General features: G+C 52.2%; 15 protein-coding genes. 7 read left to right on the plus strand and 8 right to left on the minus strand.

Going from position 1 to position 15,824, the window contains the following annotated elements; translation table 11 throughout:
• Positions 1-412: substrate-binding domain-containing protein (locus tag FDW87_RS22320; RefSeq protein WP_249932407.1), on the plus strand; the 412-nt coding region annotated here is incomplete at its 5' end.
• 45 nt (positions 413-457) lie between these two features.
• On the opposite strand, the gene FDW87_RS10840 is transcribed toward FDW87_RS22320, so the two are convergent.
• Both FDW87_RS10840 and manA read right to left on the minus strand, forming a co-directional pair.
• Entirely contained in the window at positions 458-1,966 is a 1,509-nt protein-coding gene (locus FDW87_RS10840; protein ID WP_053389114.1) for a YdgA family protein, read from the minus strand.
• A gap of 106 nt (positions 1,967-2,072) precedes the next feature.
• On the minus strand, positions 2,073-3,248 hold the full coding sequence (gene manA / locus FDW87_RS10845) for a mannose-6-phosphate isomerase (RefSeq protein ID WP_101700684.1): 1,176 nt from the start codon (positions 3,246-3,248) through the stop codon (positions 2,073-2,075).
• A gap of 262 nt (positions 3,249-3,510) precedes the next feature.
• Between manA and fumB the strand changes: the two genes are divergently transcribed.
• Positions 3,511-5,157, plus strand: a complete 1,647-nt coding sequence (gene fumB / locus FDW87_RS10850; RefSeq protein WP_016153017.1) for a class I fumarate hydratase — start codon at positions 3,511-3,513, stop codon at positions 5,155-5,157.
• Between the two features lie 142 nt (positions 5,158-5,299).
• Positions 5,300-6,703, plus strand: coding sequence for a class II fumarate hydratase (fumC, locus tag FDW87_RS10855; RefSeq protein ID WP_016153018.1), 1,404 nt, complete (start codon positions 5,300-5,302; stop codon positions 6,701-6,703).
• Here fumC and tus read toward each other — a convergent pair.
• Both tus and rstB read right to left on the minus strand, forming a co-directional pair.
• Complete coding sequence (gene tus, locus FDW87_RS10860) at positions 6,700-7,629, minus strand: DNA replication terminus site-binding protein (protein ID WP_019076745.1); 930 nt, start codon at positions 7,627-7,629, stop codon at positions 6,700-6,702. The genes fumC and tus overlap by 4 nt on opposite strands.
• 73 nt (positions 7,630-7,702) lie before the next feature.
• Positions 7,703-9,004, minus strand: coding sequence for a two-component system sensor histidine kinase RstB (gene rstB / locus FDW87_RS10865; protein ID WP_016153020.1), 1,302 nt, complete (start codon positions 9,002-9,004; stop codon positions 7,703-7,705).
• A 65-nt stretch (positions 9,005-9,069) separates the two neighbouring features.
• Between rstB and FDW87_RS10870 the strand changes: the two genes are divergently transcribed.
• A complete protein-coding gene (locus FDW87_RS10870) occupies positions 9,070-9,414 on the plus strand; it encodes a DUF1294 domain-containing protein (RefSeq protein WP_072034061.1) in 345 nt (114 codons plus the stop codon).
• A gap of 22 nt (positions 9,415-9,436) precedes the next feature.
• On the opposite strand, the gene FDW87_RS10875 is transcribed toward FDW87_RS10870, so the two are convergent.
• Positions 9,437-10,228 carry an MBL fold metallo-hydrolase gene (locus FDW87_RS10875; protein ID WP_137379734.1) on the minus strand — a complete coding sequence of 264 codons (792 nt, stop codon included), beginning with the start codon at positions 10,226-10,228 and terminating at the stop codon, positions 9,437-9,439.
• A gap of 190 nt (positions 10,229-10,418) precedes the next feature.
• On the opposite strand from FDW87_RS10875, the gene FDW87_RS10880 reads away from it, so the two are divergent.
• A complete protein-coding gene (locus tag FDW87_RS10880; RefSeq protein WP_137367588.1) occupies positions 10,419-11,258 on the plus strand; it encodes an aminoglycoside phosphotransferase family protein in 840 nt (279 codons plus the stop codon).
• 119 nt (positions 11,259-11,377) lie between these two features.
• The gene (locus tag FDW87_RS10885) at positions 11,378-12,406 is read left to right on the plus strand and encodes a HoxN/HupN/NixA family nickel/cobalt transporter (RefSeq protein ID WP_137379735.1); all 1,029 of its coding nucleotides are present in this window, start codon (positions 11,378-11,380) and stop codon (positions 12,404-12,406) included.
• Between the two features lie 148 nt (positions 12,407-12,554).
• On the opposite strand, the gene rstA is transcribed toward FDW87_RS10885, so the two are convergent.
• The gene (gene rstA, locus FDW87_RS10890; protein WP_016153025.1) at positions 12,555-13,298 is read right to left on the minus strand and encodes a two-component system response regulator RstA; all 744 of its coding nucleotides are present in this window, start codon (positions 13,296-13,298) and stop codon (positions 12,555-12,557) included.
• Positions 13,299-13,415: 117 nt separating this feature from the next.
• On the opposite strand from rstA, the gene FDW87_RS10895 reads away from it, so the two are divergent.
• Positions 13,416-13,751 (plus strand): GlpM family protein, encoded by a 336-nt coding sequence (locus tag FDW87_RS10895; protein ID WP_016153026.1) that lies wholly within the window; start codon positions 13,416-13,418, stop codon positions 13,749-13,751.
• Here FDW87_RS10895 and folM read toward each other — a convergent pair.
• Positions 13,748-14,470 carry a dihydromonapterin reductase gene (folM, locus tag FDW87_RS10900; RefSeq protein WP_137379736.1) on the minus strand — a complete coding sequence of 241 codons (723 nt, stop codon included), beginning with the start codon at positions 14,468-14,470 and terminating at the stop codon, positions 13,748-13,750. The genes FDW87_RS10895 and folM overlap by 4 nt on opposite strands.
• Positions 14,471-14,506: 36 nt before the next feature.
• Positions 14,507-15,824: amino acid permease (locus FDW87_RS10905; RefSeq protein WP_137379769.1), on the minus strand; the 1,318-nt coding region annotated here is incomplete at its 5' end.

Raw genomic sequence — 15,824 nt, forward strand, 5'->3', positions numbered from 1 at the left:
AACGTTACTAAAATATGGTTTACCGTTTCATAGCGACTGGGTGCTGGAGTGCTCATCCAGCCAGAAGCAGGCCGCAGAAGAGGTAACGGCGCTGTTACGCCGCAATCCCACGATCAGCGCGGTGGTGTGCTACAACGAAATAATCGCCATAGGCGCCTGGTTTGGCCTGATGAGAGCAGGACGTCAGAGTGGTGAAATTGGTGTCGATCGCTATTTCGAACAGCAAATATCGTTGGCCGGATTCGCTGATGTGGCGGAAAACGCGTTGGACGATATCCCGATTACCTGGGCCTGTTCGCCCGCGCGTGAAATGGGATACACCCTTGCTGAACGTATGCTACAACGCATTGCCCACGATGAAGGTCATTCACGCAATCTGACGCTTTCCGCTCGCCTGGTGGCGGCGAAATAAAAAAGCCCGATAAACACTGTTATCGGGCATGTCACTGACGAGTGATTATTGTTGCGGGATGGCAGGGGTATCCGGCTGTGTAAGAGAAGGCATACCGAACATACCAACAAACTCATCCAGCGGCATTTTTTGTCCGTTCAGCGTCACCTGGCCGTTTGCGTATTGCAGGCTGGTGCCGATAACGTTGTCCTGCAAAGTCGTAATGCGGAACATCTGCCCCATCGCCGCCAGGCCATTAACCTGTTGCTTCGCCAGACCAGCCGCTTCTTCCTGCTGATATCCTTCCAGTTTGGCAATTTGCGTCATGAACTCAGTCGCCATATCGACAGGGATGGTCAGTTTCGCATCCAGCGATTTGACGGAACGATCCACTTCCTGGGCCAGCGTTTGCGGCTCCACCGTGTTTGCTGTCGGATCTTTTAGCAGCAGTGACAGATTAAATGTGGTTTCACCTTTTGCATTCTTCCAGCTCAGTGGAGCAATGGTGACAACCGGTTCGCCTTTCATCAAAATCGGTAGCGCATTAAAGAAGGCTTCGGTGACTTTCTGCTGATAAAGCTCAGGATTTTGGACCACATCAATCTGCGCCATCAGCGCTTTGGTTTGGGCGCTGTACTGCTGGCTGAACTTGTGCAGTGCTTCACCGTCAATCTGGCCAACTTTCAACGTCAGCTTACCGCTCCCCATATCCTGGCCCTGCAATTTAAGGCTGTTCAGGGTGTAATCCAACTGGCTGTTGACGGTTTTGCCATCGTTAATCAGATCGGATTTGCCATCGATACCCATGCCTTCCAGCACCGCCAGCTCTTTGCCCTCGACTGAAATCGACAGTTTTTCGAGGGACAATTTCTGATCGCCGATGCGCTCACCAAAGCTTGCGATACTGCTGGAACCTTCAGTTTTCAGGTTATTGAAAGTAACTTGTACTTTCTGATCATACTCATTGACGGCATTGACCAGGCCACTTTGCGCCTCGCCAGTCAGCGACACCGCATTACCATCCTTATCTGCCGTAAACTGGAACTCCCCGCCACTAAAGGCCACTTTTTCGTCGCCTTTCTCGTAGTTCAGCGGTTTGAGGGAGAGATCGGAACGGGTATCCCCACTGTAGCCAATACGGGAATTAATGATGAATGGCGTCTCACCTTTGGCAATATCAAACAGCGGTTTCGTCACGTCGTTATTGACCAGCGTCGTTTTCACGGAGGCCATTGCCGGAACAAGATTCAGTGATTTCAGCTGAGCCAGCGGGAAAGGACCGTGATCAACGGTTTCATTCAGGACGATGCTTTGTCCCGGTTTCAGCCAGGAATCTGCCTGCCCGGCGACAGGTTTCACCACCAACTGCAGTTGGCTATTGAACACGCCGCGCTGGTAGTTTTGATAACTCAGTTCAATGCCCGCCTCCGGGGAGTAGCGTTTTAACTGATCGTTTGCCTGCGTCACCATCTCGGCGAGATGCGTTTCGAGTTTCTTTCCTGTGTACCAGGCGCCGCCCGTCCAGACGATACCCAGTGCAACCACCACACCCGCAGCTACCAGCGATTTTTTCATTTTGATATCCATAAAATAAAACCAGGCGTTTGAAGACGCCTGGAGGAGTGACATGTCTTTAACTCACTACAGCTTAGCAAGAGTTGTTAAAAATATCAGTATCTTGCTACAGCTTGTTATAAACCCGAGCTAAACGGCCCGTGCCGCTGACGTTTACCGGCGATTCATTCGCGCTAATAAAGGCCGACTCACCCGGCTGCAGCACCAGACGCTGCTCGCCCTTGCTCAGCACGGCTTCACCTTCGATGCAGAACAAAATGGCCGCACTTTGCTGGTTGATATCTGCGCCATTGGCGGTCAGTTCATGCAAGGAGAACGCGAAATCGTCGACCGGAATGGGGAAGTCCAGTTCGCTGTCAGTCTTAACTGGCGTGGTCAGCAGTTGATTGGCTGGCTTGGCGACAAACTTAACGTTGGCGACCAGCTCCGGGATATCAATGTATTTTGGCGTCAGTCCGGCGCGCAGCACGTTGTCCGAGTTAGCCATTACCTCCAGCGCCACACCTTGCAGGTAGGCGTGTGGGGTTTCGGCAAATAAGAACATCGCTTCGCCAGGATTGAGTTTCACCACATTGAGCAGCAGCGGGGAGAAGAGCCCGCTGTCATTCGGATAGAAATCGGCGATCAGGCGAATGGTTTGCCACGGTTCACCCTGCTGGCTGTTCAGCGCCGATTTCAGGATCGCCAGCGCATGGGATTTCTCCTCATCCTGCATATTCAGCAAGCTGGCGAAAAGATAGCTCAGACGTTCCGCGCTCGGTTCCTGCAGGAAATGCGCAATAGCCGGATGCGCGGCGGAAACCGGTTGTAACAATGCGACAATGTCAGAGAACTCGCGGAATGCGTTCATCGCCAGGAACGGTGTCAAAGCAAAAACCAGTTCCGGTTTGTGGTTAGGATCTTTGTAATTGCGCTCGGCGGCATCCATCGGGATCCCCGCCGCGTTTTCTTTGGCAAATCCGATTTCAGAGTTGTGCTTGTTAGGATGAACCTGAATCGAAAGAGGTTGCGCGGCGCACAGCACTTTAAACAGGAAAGGCAGTTCACCAAAGCGTTTCGCAACGGCATCGCCTAACAGTGCGGATTTATCGTGTTCGATGACATCACGCAGAGCGACCGTCTGGCCGTCAGCGTTCAGAACCTGCGAACTGCTTTTCGGATGCGCGCCCATCCACAGCTCAGCCATCGGTTGCTGAGTGGGGTTGGCAATCCCATAAAGTTCCGTTAACGCAGTTTTACTTCCCCAGGCGTAGTTCTGCACTGAGTTGATGAGTTTTTGCATTCTCAAGCCCTGTTTCAATGTGGAATTTTCTACGGCTATTAAACCAAGAAACCCTGAGCGAAGTAACCTGCACATGTAAAAAGTCGTACTTGTCTCAGTTTTTGTTAAAAAATTGTGTAGGATATGGTGACTCGCTTTTAATACCCTGAGTAATTCCGGTTGCAGAAAGCCTTTCCTTCTACAACCCGACCTGCGGCAGGGAAGCAGGGCAATGGAACATCTGCCCAGAGAATAACCAGACCGAGCAGTAAGTGAGAGCACAATGTCAAACAAACCCTTTCATTATCAGCATCCTTTCCCCCTCAAAAAGGATGATACCGAATACTATCTGCTGACCAGCGACCATGTCTCCGTTGCCGAATTTGAAGGGCAGGAGATTGTTAAAGTCGCGCCGCAAGCCTTAACGCTGCTGGCTCGTCAGGCCTTCCATGATGCATCGTTTATGCTGCGTCCTGCGCATCAGCAGCAGGTGGCCGACATTCTGCGTGACCCGGAGGCCAGCGAAAACGACAAATATGTGGCCCTGCAATTCCTGCGGAATTCTGATATTGCGGCAAAAGGTATTTTGCCGACCTGTCAGGACACCGGCACCGCGATTATCGTGGGTAAAAAAGGTCAGCGCGTCTGGACCGGCGGCGGTGATGAAGCTGCGCTGGCGCGCGGTGTGTATAACACCTACATCGAAGATAACCTGCGCTATTCACAAAACGCCGCGCTGGATATGTATAAAGAGGTGAACACCGGTACCAACCTGCCGGCACAGATAGATTTGTATACCGTCGATGGCGATGAATACAAATTCCTGTGTATTGCCAAAGGCGGTGGTTCGGCGAACAAAACCTATCTGTACCAGGAGACCAAAGCGCTGCTCACGCCGGGCAAATTAAAAAATTACCTGGTTGAGAAGATGCGAACGCTGGGAACAGCGGCTTGCCCGCCGTATCACATTGCGTTTGTGATCGGTGGAACCTCAGCGGAAGCCACGCTGAAAACGGTGAAACTGGCGTCGGCTAAATATTACGATGAGCTGCCGACCGAAGGTAACGAACATGGTCAGGCATTCCGCGATGTGGAGCTGGAAAAAGAGCTGCTGATTGAGGCACAGAATTTGGGGCTGGGCGCGCAGTTCGGCGGGAAGTATTTCGCTCATGATATCCGCGTGATCCGCCTGCCGCGTCACGGTGCGTCGTGTCCGGTTGGTATGGGCGTTTCTTGCTCAGCCGATCGAAATATCAAAGCTAAGATCAACCGTGAAGGTATCTGGATCGAAAAACTGGAGCATAATCCAGGCAAATATATACCAGAAGAGTTGCGCCAGGCGGGAGAAGGCGAAGCGGTACGCGTTGACCTCAATCGTCCGATGAAAGAGATCCTGGCTCAGCTGTCGCAGTACCCGGTTTCTACACGTCTGTCGCTTAACGGTACCATTATTGTTGGCCGTGATATTGCGCATGCGAAACTGAAAGAACGTCTGGATAACGGTGAAAGTTTGCCGCAGTATGTTAAAGATCATCCGATCTATTACGCTGGCCCGGCAAAAACGCCGGAAGGTTATGCCTCTGGTTCACTTGGACCAACCACGGCAGGGCGTATGGATTCGTATGTTGACCAGCTTCAGTCCGCAGGTGGCAGCATGATCATGCTGGCGAAAGGCAACCGCAGCCAGCAGGTGACCGATGCCTGTCATAAGCATGGCGGCTTCTACTTAGGCAGTATCGGCGGCCCCGCAGCGGTGCTGGCCCAGGGCAGTATCAAGAGTCTGGAGTGTGTGGAATACCCTGAACTGGGGATGGAAGCCATCTGGAAAATTGAAGTGGAAGATTTCCCGGCGTTTATCCTGGTGGATGACAAAGGCAACGATTTCTTCAAGCAGATTCAGACGTCGCAGTGCGCACGCTGCGTTAAGTAACGTCAGCCGCCCTTCGGGGCGGTTTTTTTTTACCGCACGAACCACCAAACGACAGATTAATCCTCGTTAATACTCATAAGACCAATGCAAATGGGCAATGTCGAAACATAACCTAATCAATTGTTAATGTAAGGAGCAGGTAATGGTAACGGTACGCCGCGAGAATGATTCAATGGGGGCGATTGATGTTCCAGCCGATAAGCTTTGGGGCGCGCAAACCCAACGTTCGCTGGAGCATTTTCGTATCTCTACGGAGAAAATGCCGGTCTCGCTGATCCATGCGCTGGCGCTGACGAAACGCGCTGCAGCAAAGGTTAACCAGGATCTCGGGCTGCTGGCGGAGGATAAAGCCAGGGCTATTATGCAGGCCGCAGATGAGGTGTTGGCGGATAAACACCGCGATGAGTTTCCGCTGGCCATCTGGCAAACCGGGTCAGGAACACAAAGCAATATGAACATGAACGAGGTGCTGGCAAACCGGGCCAGCGAGTTGCTGGGCGGCGTGCGGGGGATGGAACGGAAAGTTCACCCCAACGATGATGTCAATAAAAGCCAAAGCTCGAATGATGTGTTCCCGACCGCAATGCACGTTGCCGCTCTGCTGGCGCTGCGTAACTCACTGATCCCGCAGTTAAATGTCTTAACCAAAACGCTCAGTGATAAATCACACGCTTTTGCGGATATCGTCAAAATTGGTCGTACACATCTGCAAGATGCAACCCCGCTTACGCTTGGCCAGGAGATTTCCGGCTGGGTGGCAATGCTTGAACATAACCTCAGACACATTGAAAACAGCTTACCCCACGTGGCGGAACTGGCGCTGGGGGGAACCGCGGTAGGGACCGGACTGAACACGCATCCGGAATATGCCCGTCGGGTCGCGGATGAATTGCGGGACATTACCTGTGCGCCGTTCGTTACCGCACCGAATAAATTTGAAGCGCTAGCCACCTGCGATGCACTGGTTCACGCCCACGGCGCGCTAAAAGGGCTGGCGGCATCGCTGATGAAAATCGCCAACGATGTGCGCTGGCTGGCATCCGGTCCGCGTTGCGGGATTGGCGAAATTTCGATTCCAGAAAATGAACCGGGCAGCTCCATTATGCCGGGTAAGGTCAATCCTACCCAGTGTGAAGCGCTGACCATGCTTTGCTGTCAGGTAATGGGCAACGATGTCGCCATCAACATGGGCGGAGCGTCAGGTAATTTTGAGCTCAACGTTTACCGTCCGATGGTCATCCACAATTTCCTGCAGTCGGTGCGTCTGCTGGCTGACGGTATGGAAAGCTTTAACGAGCACTGCGCGACAGGAATCGAGCCTAATCGTGAACGAATCGATCAACTGCTCAACGAGTCGCTAATGCTGGTGACCGCGCTCAATACCCATATCGGTTATGATAAAGCCGCTGAAATTGCCAAAAAGGCGCACAAAGAGGGGCTGACGTTAAAAGCCTCCGCCCTGGCGCTGGGGTATCTAACCGAAGCGGAGTTTGACAGCTGGGTACGCCCGGAACTGATGGTTGGCAGTATGCGGCCAGGCAGTTAATCCGCAACGTACAGGTGCAGCCGGGGAATAATCAATCTCAACGGCTGCGCCTGAGGTTTAAAACGATGCTGAACATTGTCGGCATCATAATTCAGTAACTCGCCGATATCTGGTACGGTCATGCCGTTTTCATTGTTGAGCAACGCGATCAAGGGCGTCGGGCAGGCATATTGCACCTGCTTTTGTTCTCCTTTGTACCAGACGCGGGCGATGGGCTGCACTTTTACCGGCCGTTTAATCTTCAGGCGCGCCTGCTGGCCCAGAGCGGCGACATCCTGATATTCCCGTTCAAGCTTCGCCTGCCACTCTTCCCGCGTCCAGGGATGTACGCTGCGCGGCGACGTCAGGCTTTTTTCCAGTTGCTGTAGTACTTCATCGCGTTTCAGATTTTTAATAATGTGTTTGTTGGCCCAGCCAAATCGCAGGGTGGCAGGCTCTCTGACAAGGGTGAGCGTACGATAGGCATTCAGCGTAATCAGTCCCGGCAGGTGGCGATGCACCCATTCAAAACGCGCTGCCGGTGCCAGCCCTGATTCCACCGTGACAATGCGCTCGAAGGTGGTTTTTAGCTGGTTAATACGCTGTATTTGCTCTTCCAGAGCGCGCTGAGCTGCGTTATCTACCTGATAACACAGTACGCCTGGCAGGCGGACGGCCGCTTTGCTGCTACGATTCTCGGACTGTTGCTGGATAAACAGATGACGATAGTGGCGTAGCGCCAGCGTTTCAGCCTCTTTACCTAAATGTTGCTTAACATCAATGTTCTGCAGTGGGGCATGCTCTGCCTCTTTGGCCACTTCCGGTAACGAGAAGACGCGCGCAATCAGCAGCGTCTGCTGCAAAAGATTGTCGTTCAGAAGCGCCAGCTCTTGCTCCATCTGGCGGAAGGTGCCGTTCAGGCGGTCGACGAGATCGTAACGGGCCATAGATTTACCATTTTAGTTACAACATACTTTTTTATAGCACAACCTCCACCATTTGACCACCGAGCCGAATGGGTCAGGCAGCTGAAATTTCAGGAATGTTATGCCAGACGGGCCAACTGAAACAAAAGCGGGCGCCGCCGAGTTCACTTTCATCACAGACGACCGTACCGCCCATAGCCAATGCGATCGAGTGAACAATGGCTAGCCCAAGCCCGCAACCACCGGTCGCCCGGTCACGGCTGGGGTCAAGGCGTACAAACGGTTCAAAAACCTGTTCGCGGGCGTCTGGAGCAATACCGGGACCGTCATCCTCCACAACCAGCGTTGCCTGATTGCCATTCAATAACAGGCTCGCTTGCACCGTAGACTGGCAATAGCGCAGGGCGTTATTCAGTAGATTATCCAGTACGCGCTCCATCAGGCGCATATCCAGCGCGCCGTAGTCGCCAATATTAAGATGGCGTAAGCGCACCGCACGCTCAGGGTTTACGCTTTGCACATCCTCCAGATGGGTTGTCAGCCAAACGGCCAGATCCGGTACGCTGAGCTTCAGTTCATTTTGCGGGCGGTCCAGCCGGGCATAGGTCAGTAATTCTTCGATTAACCCTTCCAGTTGGCCAATATCGCGATTCAGCGCCTGGGATTCCTGCGCGGTGAGGTTATCACTCATTTCCAGCCGGTAACGTAAGCGTACCAGTGGGGTACGAAGCTCATGGGCAATGCCATCGATAAGTTGTTTCTTACTGGCGATTAGCGCATTGATATTGTCTGCCATCTGGTTAAACGCGATACCCAATCGCTCAAAGCTGGAACCGCTGTCAAAATGGAGGCGTTCGCCCAGATGTCCTTCCCCAAAACGCTGTGCAGCAGCTTCCAGTCGCAGCATTTCCTGCCAGTGCGGACGCATCCAGATAAGTACCGGAAAGGCCAGCGAGATGGCAATAAACGCCATCAACGCGATGTCCAGCAAACGCATTTGATGGAGAAAATAGAGATAGGGAAGCGGGCCGACGGCCAGCACGTAATGGCTGCGTGGGATCCGTTGAATAAATGTGTACTGATCGTCAAGCGCCACGATATCGCCTTCGCGCAAACGTTGCATTGTTTGAACGTCCAGCGTGTACTTATTTAGCGGTTCAACGCGCAGGTCAAAGGAGAGGTTCAAATCCATCTCCTTCAGCGTTTTACCCCAGTCACGTGGCGGGATCTCGCGAAGCTCGCTGCGCATCAGGTATAACGAGCTTTTCATTAAATCGTCGAGCGATTGTCTGCCTGCGCGCTCTGCGGTGAATTTATAGACCAGGCCGACCAGCAGGGTCATCACCAGAAAGCAGACAAACAGCAGGAGATAAAACTGTACAAACAGCTTCTTCATAAAAAATCACCGAATACATAATATAATGCTCACCGATACTCTCAAAATTGCTGTGATATAAAAATATGAATTTCAATCGCTGTTGTTATTTACTACTCATTTTCGCAGCGTTAGGCTGCATTTTCACCTCGCATCCCTTTGTTATATGGTTTTTGCTCGCCAACATACTGACGTTGGCAATGTACGGTGCGGATAAAATGGCAGCGCGCAGGGCCTGGCGCCGAGTGCCGGAGTCCACTTTGCTGCTGTTTGGCGTTGTTGGCGGGTGGGGTGGCGCGATAGCCGCTCAACAACTCTTTCGCCATAAAACACAAAAACAGCCATTCAAAACCTACTTTATTATCAGTGTGATAGTGAATGTGTCTGTCATCGGAGCGGCCTATCATTTCTATCCCTTTTCATCCTGGTGAACGTCAGTGACAGGCAGCCTGCTTACTTGAGACAGGAAACGTACTTTTCACCTGAGCGCTGCACGATGTCATCGGCATTTTTCGTTATGTCTTTCCCTTCAAACGCGCCATAGAGTTGCTTAAATTTCACCGTACTCAGGCGGTGGGTAATGTCGCTGACCGTTGCGGCTGGCAATGGCAACATATTGGGGTAGCTCCACATAAAGGAGACGGCATGCGCCCCAGGGGTGACCTGAACGATATCGCCGGAAAGCACCACGCCTTCATCTCGCGCCCAGTGCAGAACGCAGCCGCCAGCAAAGTGTCCGCCGAGGCGTATCACACTGACGTCGCGTGTCAGTTCCAGGGTGTCGCCATCCCAAAATTTAATCCATGGGCTGTCGCGCATTACCCACTTGCGGTCGTTGGTATGGAGATAAATGGGAGCGTTAAATTCGTCAGCCCAGTCTTGCATGGTGGTGTAGTAATGAGGATGCGAAATCGCGATGGCCTTAAGCCCGCCCAGGGACGTTATTAGCATTTTTGTGGCGTCGTCGAGCGTGGCAATGCAGTCCCATAAAATATTGCCTTCCGGAGTACGCAGAATAAACGCCCGTTGATCAATTGCAAAACCAGGAACGGTGCGGATGCTGAGGAGGTCGCTGTCATGCTGCCGCCACTTATTTGTGTGCGAAGCACAAAGTGCGGCAAAATCGACCCATTCCTGCCCGGTTGCGGGGACATACTGACGTTCGTCCTGGCAGATATCGCAATGTTCAGGAAGGGCGTCTGCCACCTCATAGGATGTTCCACAGGCTTTGCATAACGTGATCATCGTGTCTTCCTCTATTGAAAAAACACAGTCAGCATGGCACACCGATACGCAAGGGTGTGCCCTTTAGTGCTCTACACGATAAGCCGGTGATGGTGGGCGTGGGTCGTTGTGGCCCAACCAGCAGAAAGCAGGAATAATGTCTACACCGTCCCTGTCGAGGGTCATTTCCGGCGAAAAATGAGGATAATGTTTGGAAAATAGTCTGTTCAACACCTGGCTCAGCCGTTGGGGACTTACTCCTGATGGCCAACCGCTTGAGACGCACACATCACAGCTTTTGCCCGTGGTGACCAAAGATGGTCAGAAAGCCATACTCAAACTCACCGACGATGACAGTGAACGGAACGGCTGCGAACTAATGGTCTGGTGGAACGGGAATGGTGCTGCAAAAGTGCTTGCTCATGCAGCAGGGGCGATTCTGTTAGAACGAGCAACAGGGGCGGGGTCTTTAGCGGACATGTCCTGGTCCGGCAATGATGCGCAGGCCTGTCGCATTATTTGCCATGCAGCCAGTCGACTCCATCTCCCCCGGAATGCGTCAACGCCTGCGTTAACACCGCTGCTTTATTGGTTTCGCTGTCTGGCTCCTGCCGCGAAAAAGCATGGTGGCATCCTGACGCATTGTGCAGAGGTGGCAAACGTATTGCTCTCCTCTCCCCAGAATGAAGTCGTATTGCACGGTGACTTACACCACGGCAATATTCTTGATTTCGGAACGAAAGGATGGCTGGCTATCGATCCTAAAGGGCTGGTGGGCGAGCGTGGCTTTGATTACGCCAATATTTTTACTAATCCCGATCTTGCCGACCCCACCAAACCTGTCGCCATTGAGCCAGAAATATTCGCACAACGGGTAAATATTGTGTCTGAAATCGCGAGGATTGAACGGCAGCGTTTGCTGATGTGGATTATTGCCTGGTGTGGGTTGTCGTCTGCCTGGTTTCTGCAAGAAGGAGACTGTGCCACGATACCCCTGCGCATCGCAGAGTTAGCGAGCGCGGAACTCGCTTTTGGGGGTAATCAATTTTGATCTACGACACTGGGCTGGTAATTCTTTAGAGTTATCATTAGCCTGGTAAATGTTTATTGATCAATCATTGAACGGCGGTGTGGTGTGTTGTTTAGCGAAAATTTGACAGGCTGTGAGCAATGAACGCATTGTTTTTATTATTAAAAAAACGCCCGAACATTATTTTGTTGATGGTCTTACTCATCGGGGCAAACATCGTGGCGTGGCTGTGGGCTTTCACCGCGTTTAGCAACAACACGTCGTTACTGGCGCTTAGTCTGATCGCATGGTGCTATGGTTTGCGCCATGCTGTTGATGCCGATCATATCGCCGCGATAGATAGCGCTACGCGTAAACTCATGCAGCAGAAAAAACGCGCCCTGACGACGGGAGCCTGGTTTTCCCTGGGGCATTCCACCATTGTGGTACTGGCAAGCATTGGCATTGCGTTGACCACCAGCGTGTTTAAGCAACACATGGCATGGTTTCAGAATGTCGGCGGTCTGATTGGTACCACGGTCTCTGCCGTATTTCTGCTGATTCTGGCTACCATTAATCTCGTTATTTTCTGTCATGTCTGGAAGGCTTTTCGTCATCTAAAACGCACCGGTACTTACGATGGCACCACAGAGGAAATGACAGTTTCAGGCCCGCTGAACTGGCTTTTCCGCTCGGCGTTTCGGCTGGTAGGCAAAGACTGGCATATGTATTTTGTCGGCTTTTTGTTTGGCCTGGGTTTTGATACCGCTACTGAAATTTCTCTGCTCGGAATTTCTGCTTCAAGCGCGTCCAGTGGCATGTCGGTGTGGTCAATTCTCGTGTTCCCGGCGCTGTTTACCTGCGGCATGGCGCTGATTGACTGCCTTGACAGTATCCTGATGGTTGAGGCCTACGGATGGGCATTCAATAAGCCGCAGCGTAAGCTCTATTACAATATGACCATCACCGGGACCTCGGTAATTGTTGCGTTTTTTATTGGCGGGCTGGAGGCGCTGGGGCTTCTCTCTGACGCATTTTCGCTTCAGGGGGGGTTGTGGGATACCGTCAGCGAGTTGAGTGACCATATGGGGAATGTCGGGTTTGCGATTATTGGCGTCTTTATCGGCTGCTGGATTATTTCTGCAGTAAATTACCGTTGGAAAAAATACGACGGGCTGACGTTTAGTTGACACAAAAGAAAGCCTTCCGTGAAAGGGAAGGCTTGGATCTTACTTGAGGGCTGACTAATTCGCGGTGATGATACTCACCATCTTCATCACCCAAATCTGGATGATTTTAAAAGTGACGGTGTAACGTATAATGGTCGGCCCGGAGGGATTACATTTGAGGCTCATCGTCCCAGGCGTGCGGTGCGAACAGATAACCTTTGTTGCGCACCGTTTTGATTCGATAGGGCTCAGTCGCGTTATCGAGCAGTTTTTTGCGTAACCGGGAAATCGCGACATCAACGCTGCGATCCATGCCGTCATAACTTACGCCGCGCAGGTTCTTCAGCAGCGCATCGCGGTCCATAATTTGCCCGGCATGGGTTGCCAGCTCCCACAGTAATTCAAAATCTGCGGTGGAAAGAGAGACTTGCTCGCCGCCGAGCAGCACGGAACGATTGGTTGGGTCGATAGTGAGTGTGCCAAAGCGCAGCGTCGTGTGCGGCGTGATGGTTGCCGCCTGAATGCCTTTAGACTGGACTGAATGTTCATTCTGGCGCAGATGCAGACGCAGGCGAGCAAGCAGCACTGCTGGCGGCGTTGTCTTCAGAATATAGTCACAGGCACCCATTTCCAGCGCCAGGATATGGTTCATATCGCTGTCCAGCGAGGTGAGCAGGACAATTGGACCCTGCCAGCGTCCGCGCAAATCGCGGCAGATAGTCATCCCATCTTTGCCCGGCAGCATGATATCTAATAACACCAAATCGGGTTGAACTTGCAGGATTTTCTCCTCGGCCAAATCACCTCGAGGCTCAACGATAACCTCAATATCATGCCGGGCCAGATAGGCTGCAATCAGCGAGCCAACTTCGGGATCATCTTCAACAAATACGATGGTGTTCATATCATTCATTTTGAATATAAAACGCCAACATACACCGCCCCGGTTTTTCCTTCCATTAATCTTTTCTAAACAAGAACGCTTCCGTTATGCTAGAGGCTGATGTTATTGATGTGTTAAGGCAGGGTGATGGGACTCGTTATAAAAGCGGCGCTCGGTGCGCTGGTGGTGGTGTTAATTGGTGTGCTGGCGAAAACAAAGAACTACTATATTGCCGGATTAATTCCGTTGTTCCCGACCTTTGCGTTGATTGCCCACTATATCGTGGCCAGTGAACGTGGGATCGAAGCGTTGCGTACAACCATTGTCTTCAGCATGTGGTCGATTATTCCCTATTTTGTCTACCTCGTTTCGCTGTGGTATTTCACCGGATTTATGCGCTTACCCGTTGCGCTCGGCGGTTCAGTGGTGTGCTGGGGCCTGAGCGCATGGTTGCTTATTTTTTGTTGGATTAAATTGCACTAACGCAGATGACGCCCGCCATCAAGGGCAAAACTACGCCCGGTGACAAAACAGCTGGTAAACAGATAGTCAATTAAATCAATGACCTCTTTTTCACCCGGCGCTGTTTTCATCAGTGATTTGTTCAATGCCTGCTGACGATACTCTGCATCGTCACCCTCGTTAAACAGGATTAGCGAGGGGGCGATCGCGTTCACTTTTACTTCCGGTGCCAGTTTGCGCGCAAACGAACGGGTCATATTGTCCAGCGCCGCTTTGCTGGCTGCATAAGCGATGTGCTTATCGCTGCCACGCTCCACAACATAATCTGTAAAATGGATAATATCGCTTGCCGCATGTCCATGCCCGCGCAGCAATCCTTCCAGCGCGTGGTTGAGCAGGTAGGGGGTATTGACGTGAATCTGCATCATGGTTGACAGCACTTCGGTTAACGGCGCACCGGGCTTTTCTGCAAGCCAGGCACTGGCATTATGCACAATACCGCGCAGGCCATCCGTCTGTGCTTTGACCTCATCCGCAAAGGCCAGTACGCCTTCATCGGTGGAAAAATCAGCCTGGATACACAGCACGCCCGCATCTCGCAGGCCATCAATAGCCGGATAATGCGTGCGGTAGCTAACGATAACTGGCTGTTTTTGATTAATAAAGTGCCATGCGACGGCGAGGCCGATACGTCGACCTCCTCCGGTGATAAGAATTGGCAAAGGGGGTTTTTTACCCATCGTAATCTCCATGTGTCGCGAACGATGGGGACAATGTTACCCCATCAACATCCAGGTCGCCGGAACAGCAGCAACAAGCAGCAGGCCGATCAGCGCCATTTCCTGGCGTTTTAATACGTTTTCATGCGCGTGTGTTTTACGGGCATAAAGGAAAACCAGCAGCCCTGGCGCATACAGCACCACAGACAGCAGCAGGTGCATCGGACCTGACGCATACAATAACCATATGCCATAAATACTCGCTCCGATACCGACAGCCTTATGAATTGGACGAGTGGCAATTTTCAGCAGAAATGCGCCGACCAGTAAATAGGGCACCAGAATCATTTCTGAGGCGATGGTTAATAACGTATTGTAGTCGGAACCTGTGAGCCAGATCAGCACCAGGCAAATTTGTACGCAGATATTGGTCAGCCACAGCGACGCCGATGGCGCGCCTTGCGCGTTCTGCCGCGCAAAAATGCGTGGAAACGCTTTGTGCGTGGAGGCGAGGAACGGCACTTCCGCCGCCATAATCGTCCAGCTTAAATAAGCACCGCACACGGAGACAATCAGGCCTGCGGCAATAATAATTTCACCCCATGGCCCCATCATTTTCACCATCAGACCGGCCATTGACGGGTTGCGGATCTCCGCCAGTTCAGGACGCGCGACAACGCCCAGAGACAGCAGGGTGACAAGCAGATAAACGCCCAGCGCGGCGAGTACCGCCAGCAGCGTAGCGCGTCCGACATCGCGTTTGTTTCTGGCACGAGCTGAAACCACCACCGCACCTTCCACACCGATGAAAACCCACAGGGTGATGAGCATGGTGTTTTTTACCTGCTCCCAGACGGGAACGCCCAACGCTACGCCGGTAAAATCGAGGGTAAAGGTGTCGAGCTTAAACAGCATAAACGCCAGCACGATAAACAGACCAAGCGGCAGTAATTTCGCCAGCGTCGCCACCAGGTTAATACTGGCTGCCGTTTGCACACCACGCAGCACCAGAAAATGGACCACCCACAACAGCACCGATGCGCCAACAATCGACTGCCAGGTATTACCGTCGCCAAACAGACGTAACTCCGGCGTGTCGGTAAAGAAGCTGAGCGCAGAGAAAACAATCACCAGATACGAAACGTTAGCGATAACAGCACACAGCCAGTATCCCCACGCGGAGCAAAAGCCAATCAGCTCACCGAAACCTTCACGTGCATAGGTAAATATACCGCCATCCAGTTCAGGACGGATACGCGTCAGAATCAGCATGGCAAAGGCGAGCAAAAGGATACCCGCACCGGTAATCGCCCAACCAATCAGTAATGCAGCCGGGCTTGCTACCGCCGCCATATTTTGTGGCAGGCTGAAAACA

The organism is Citrobacter sp. wls826 (assembly GCF_005281245.1).
GTDB classification, from domain to species: domain Bacteria; phylum Pseudomonadota; class Gammaproteobacteria; order Enterobacterales; family Enterobacteriaceae; genus Citrobacter; species Citrobacter braakii.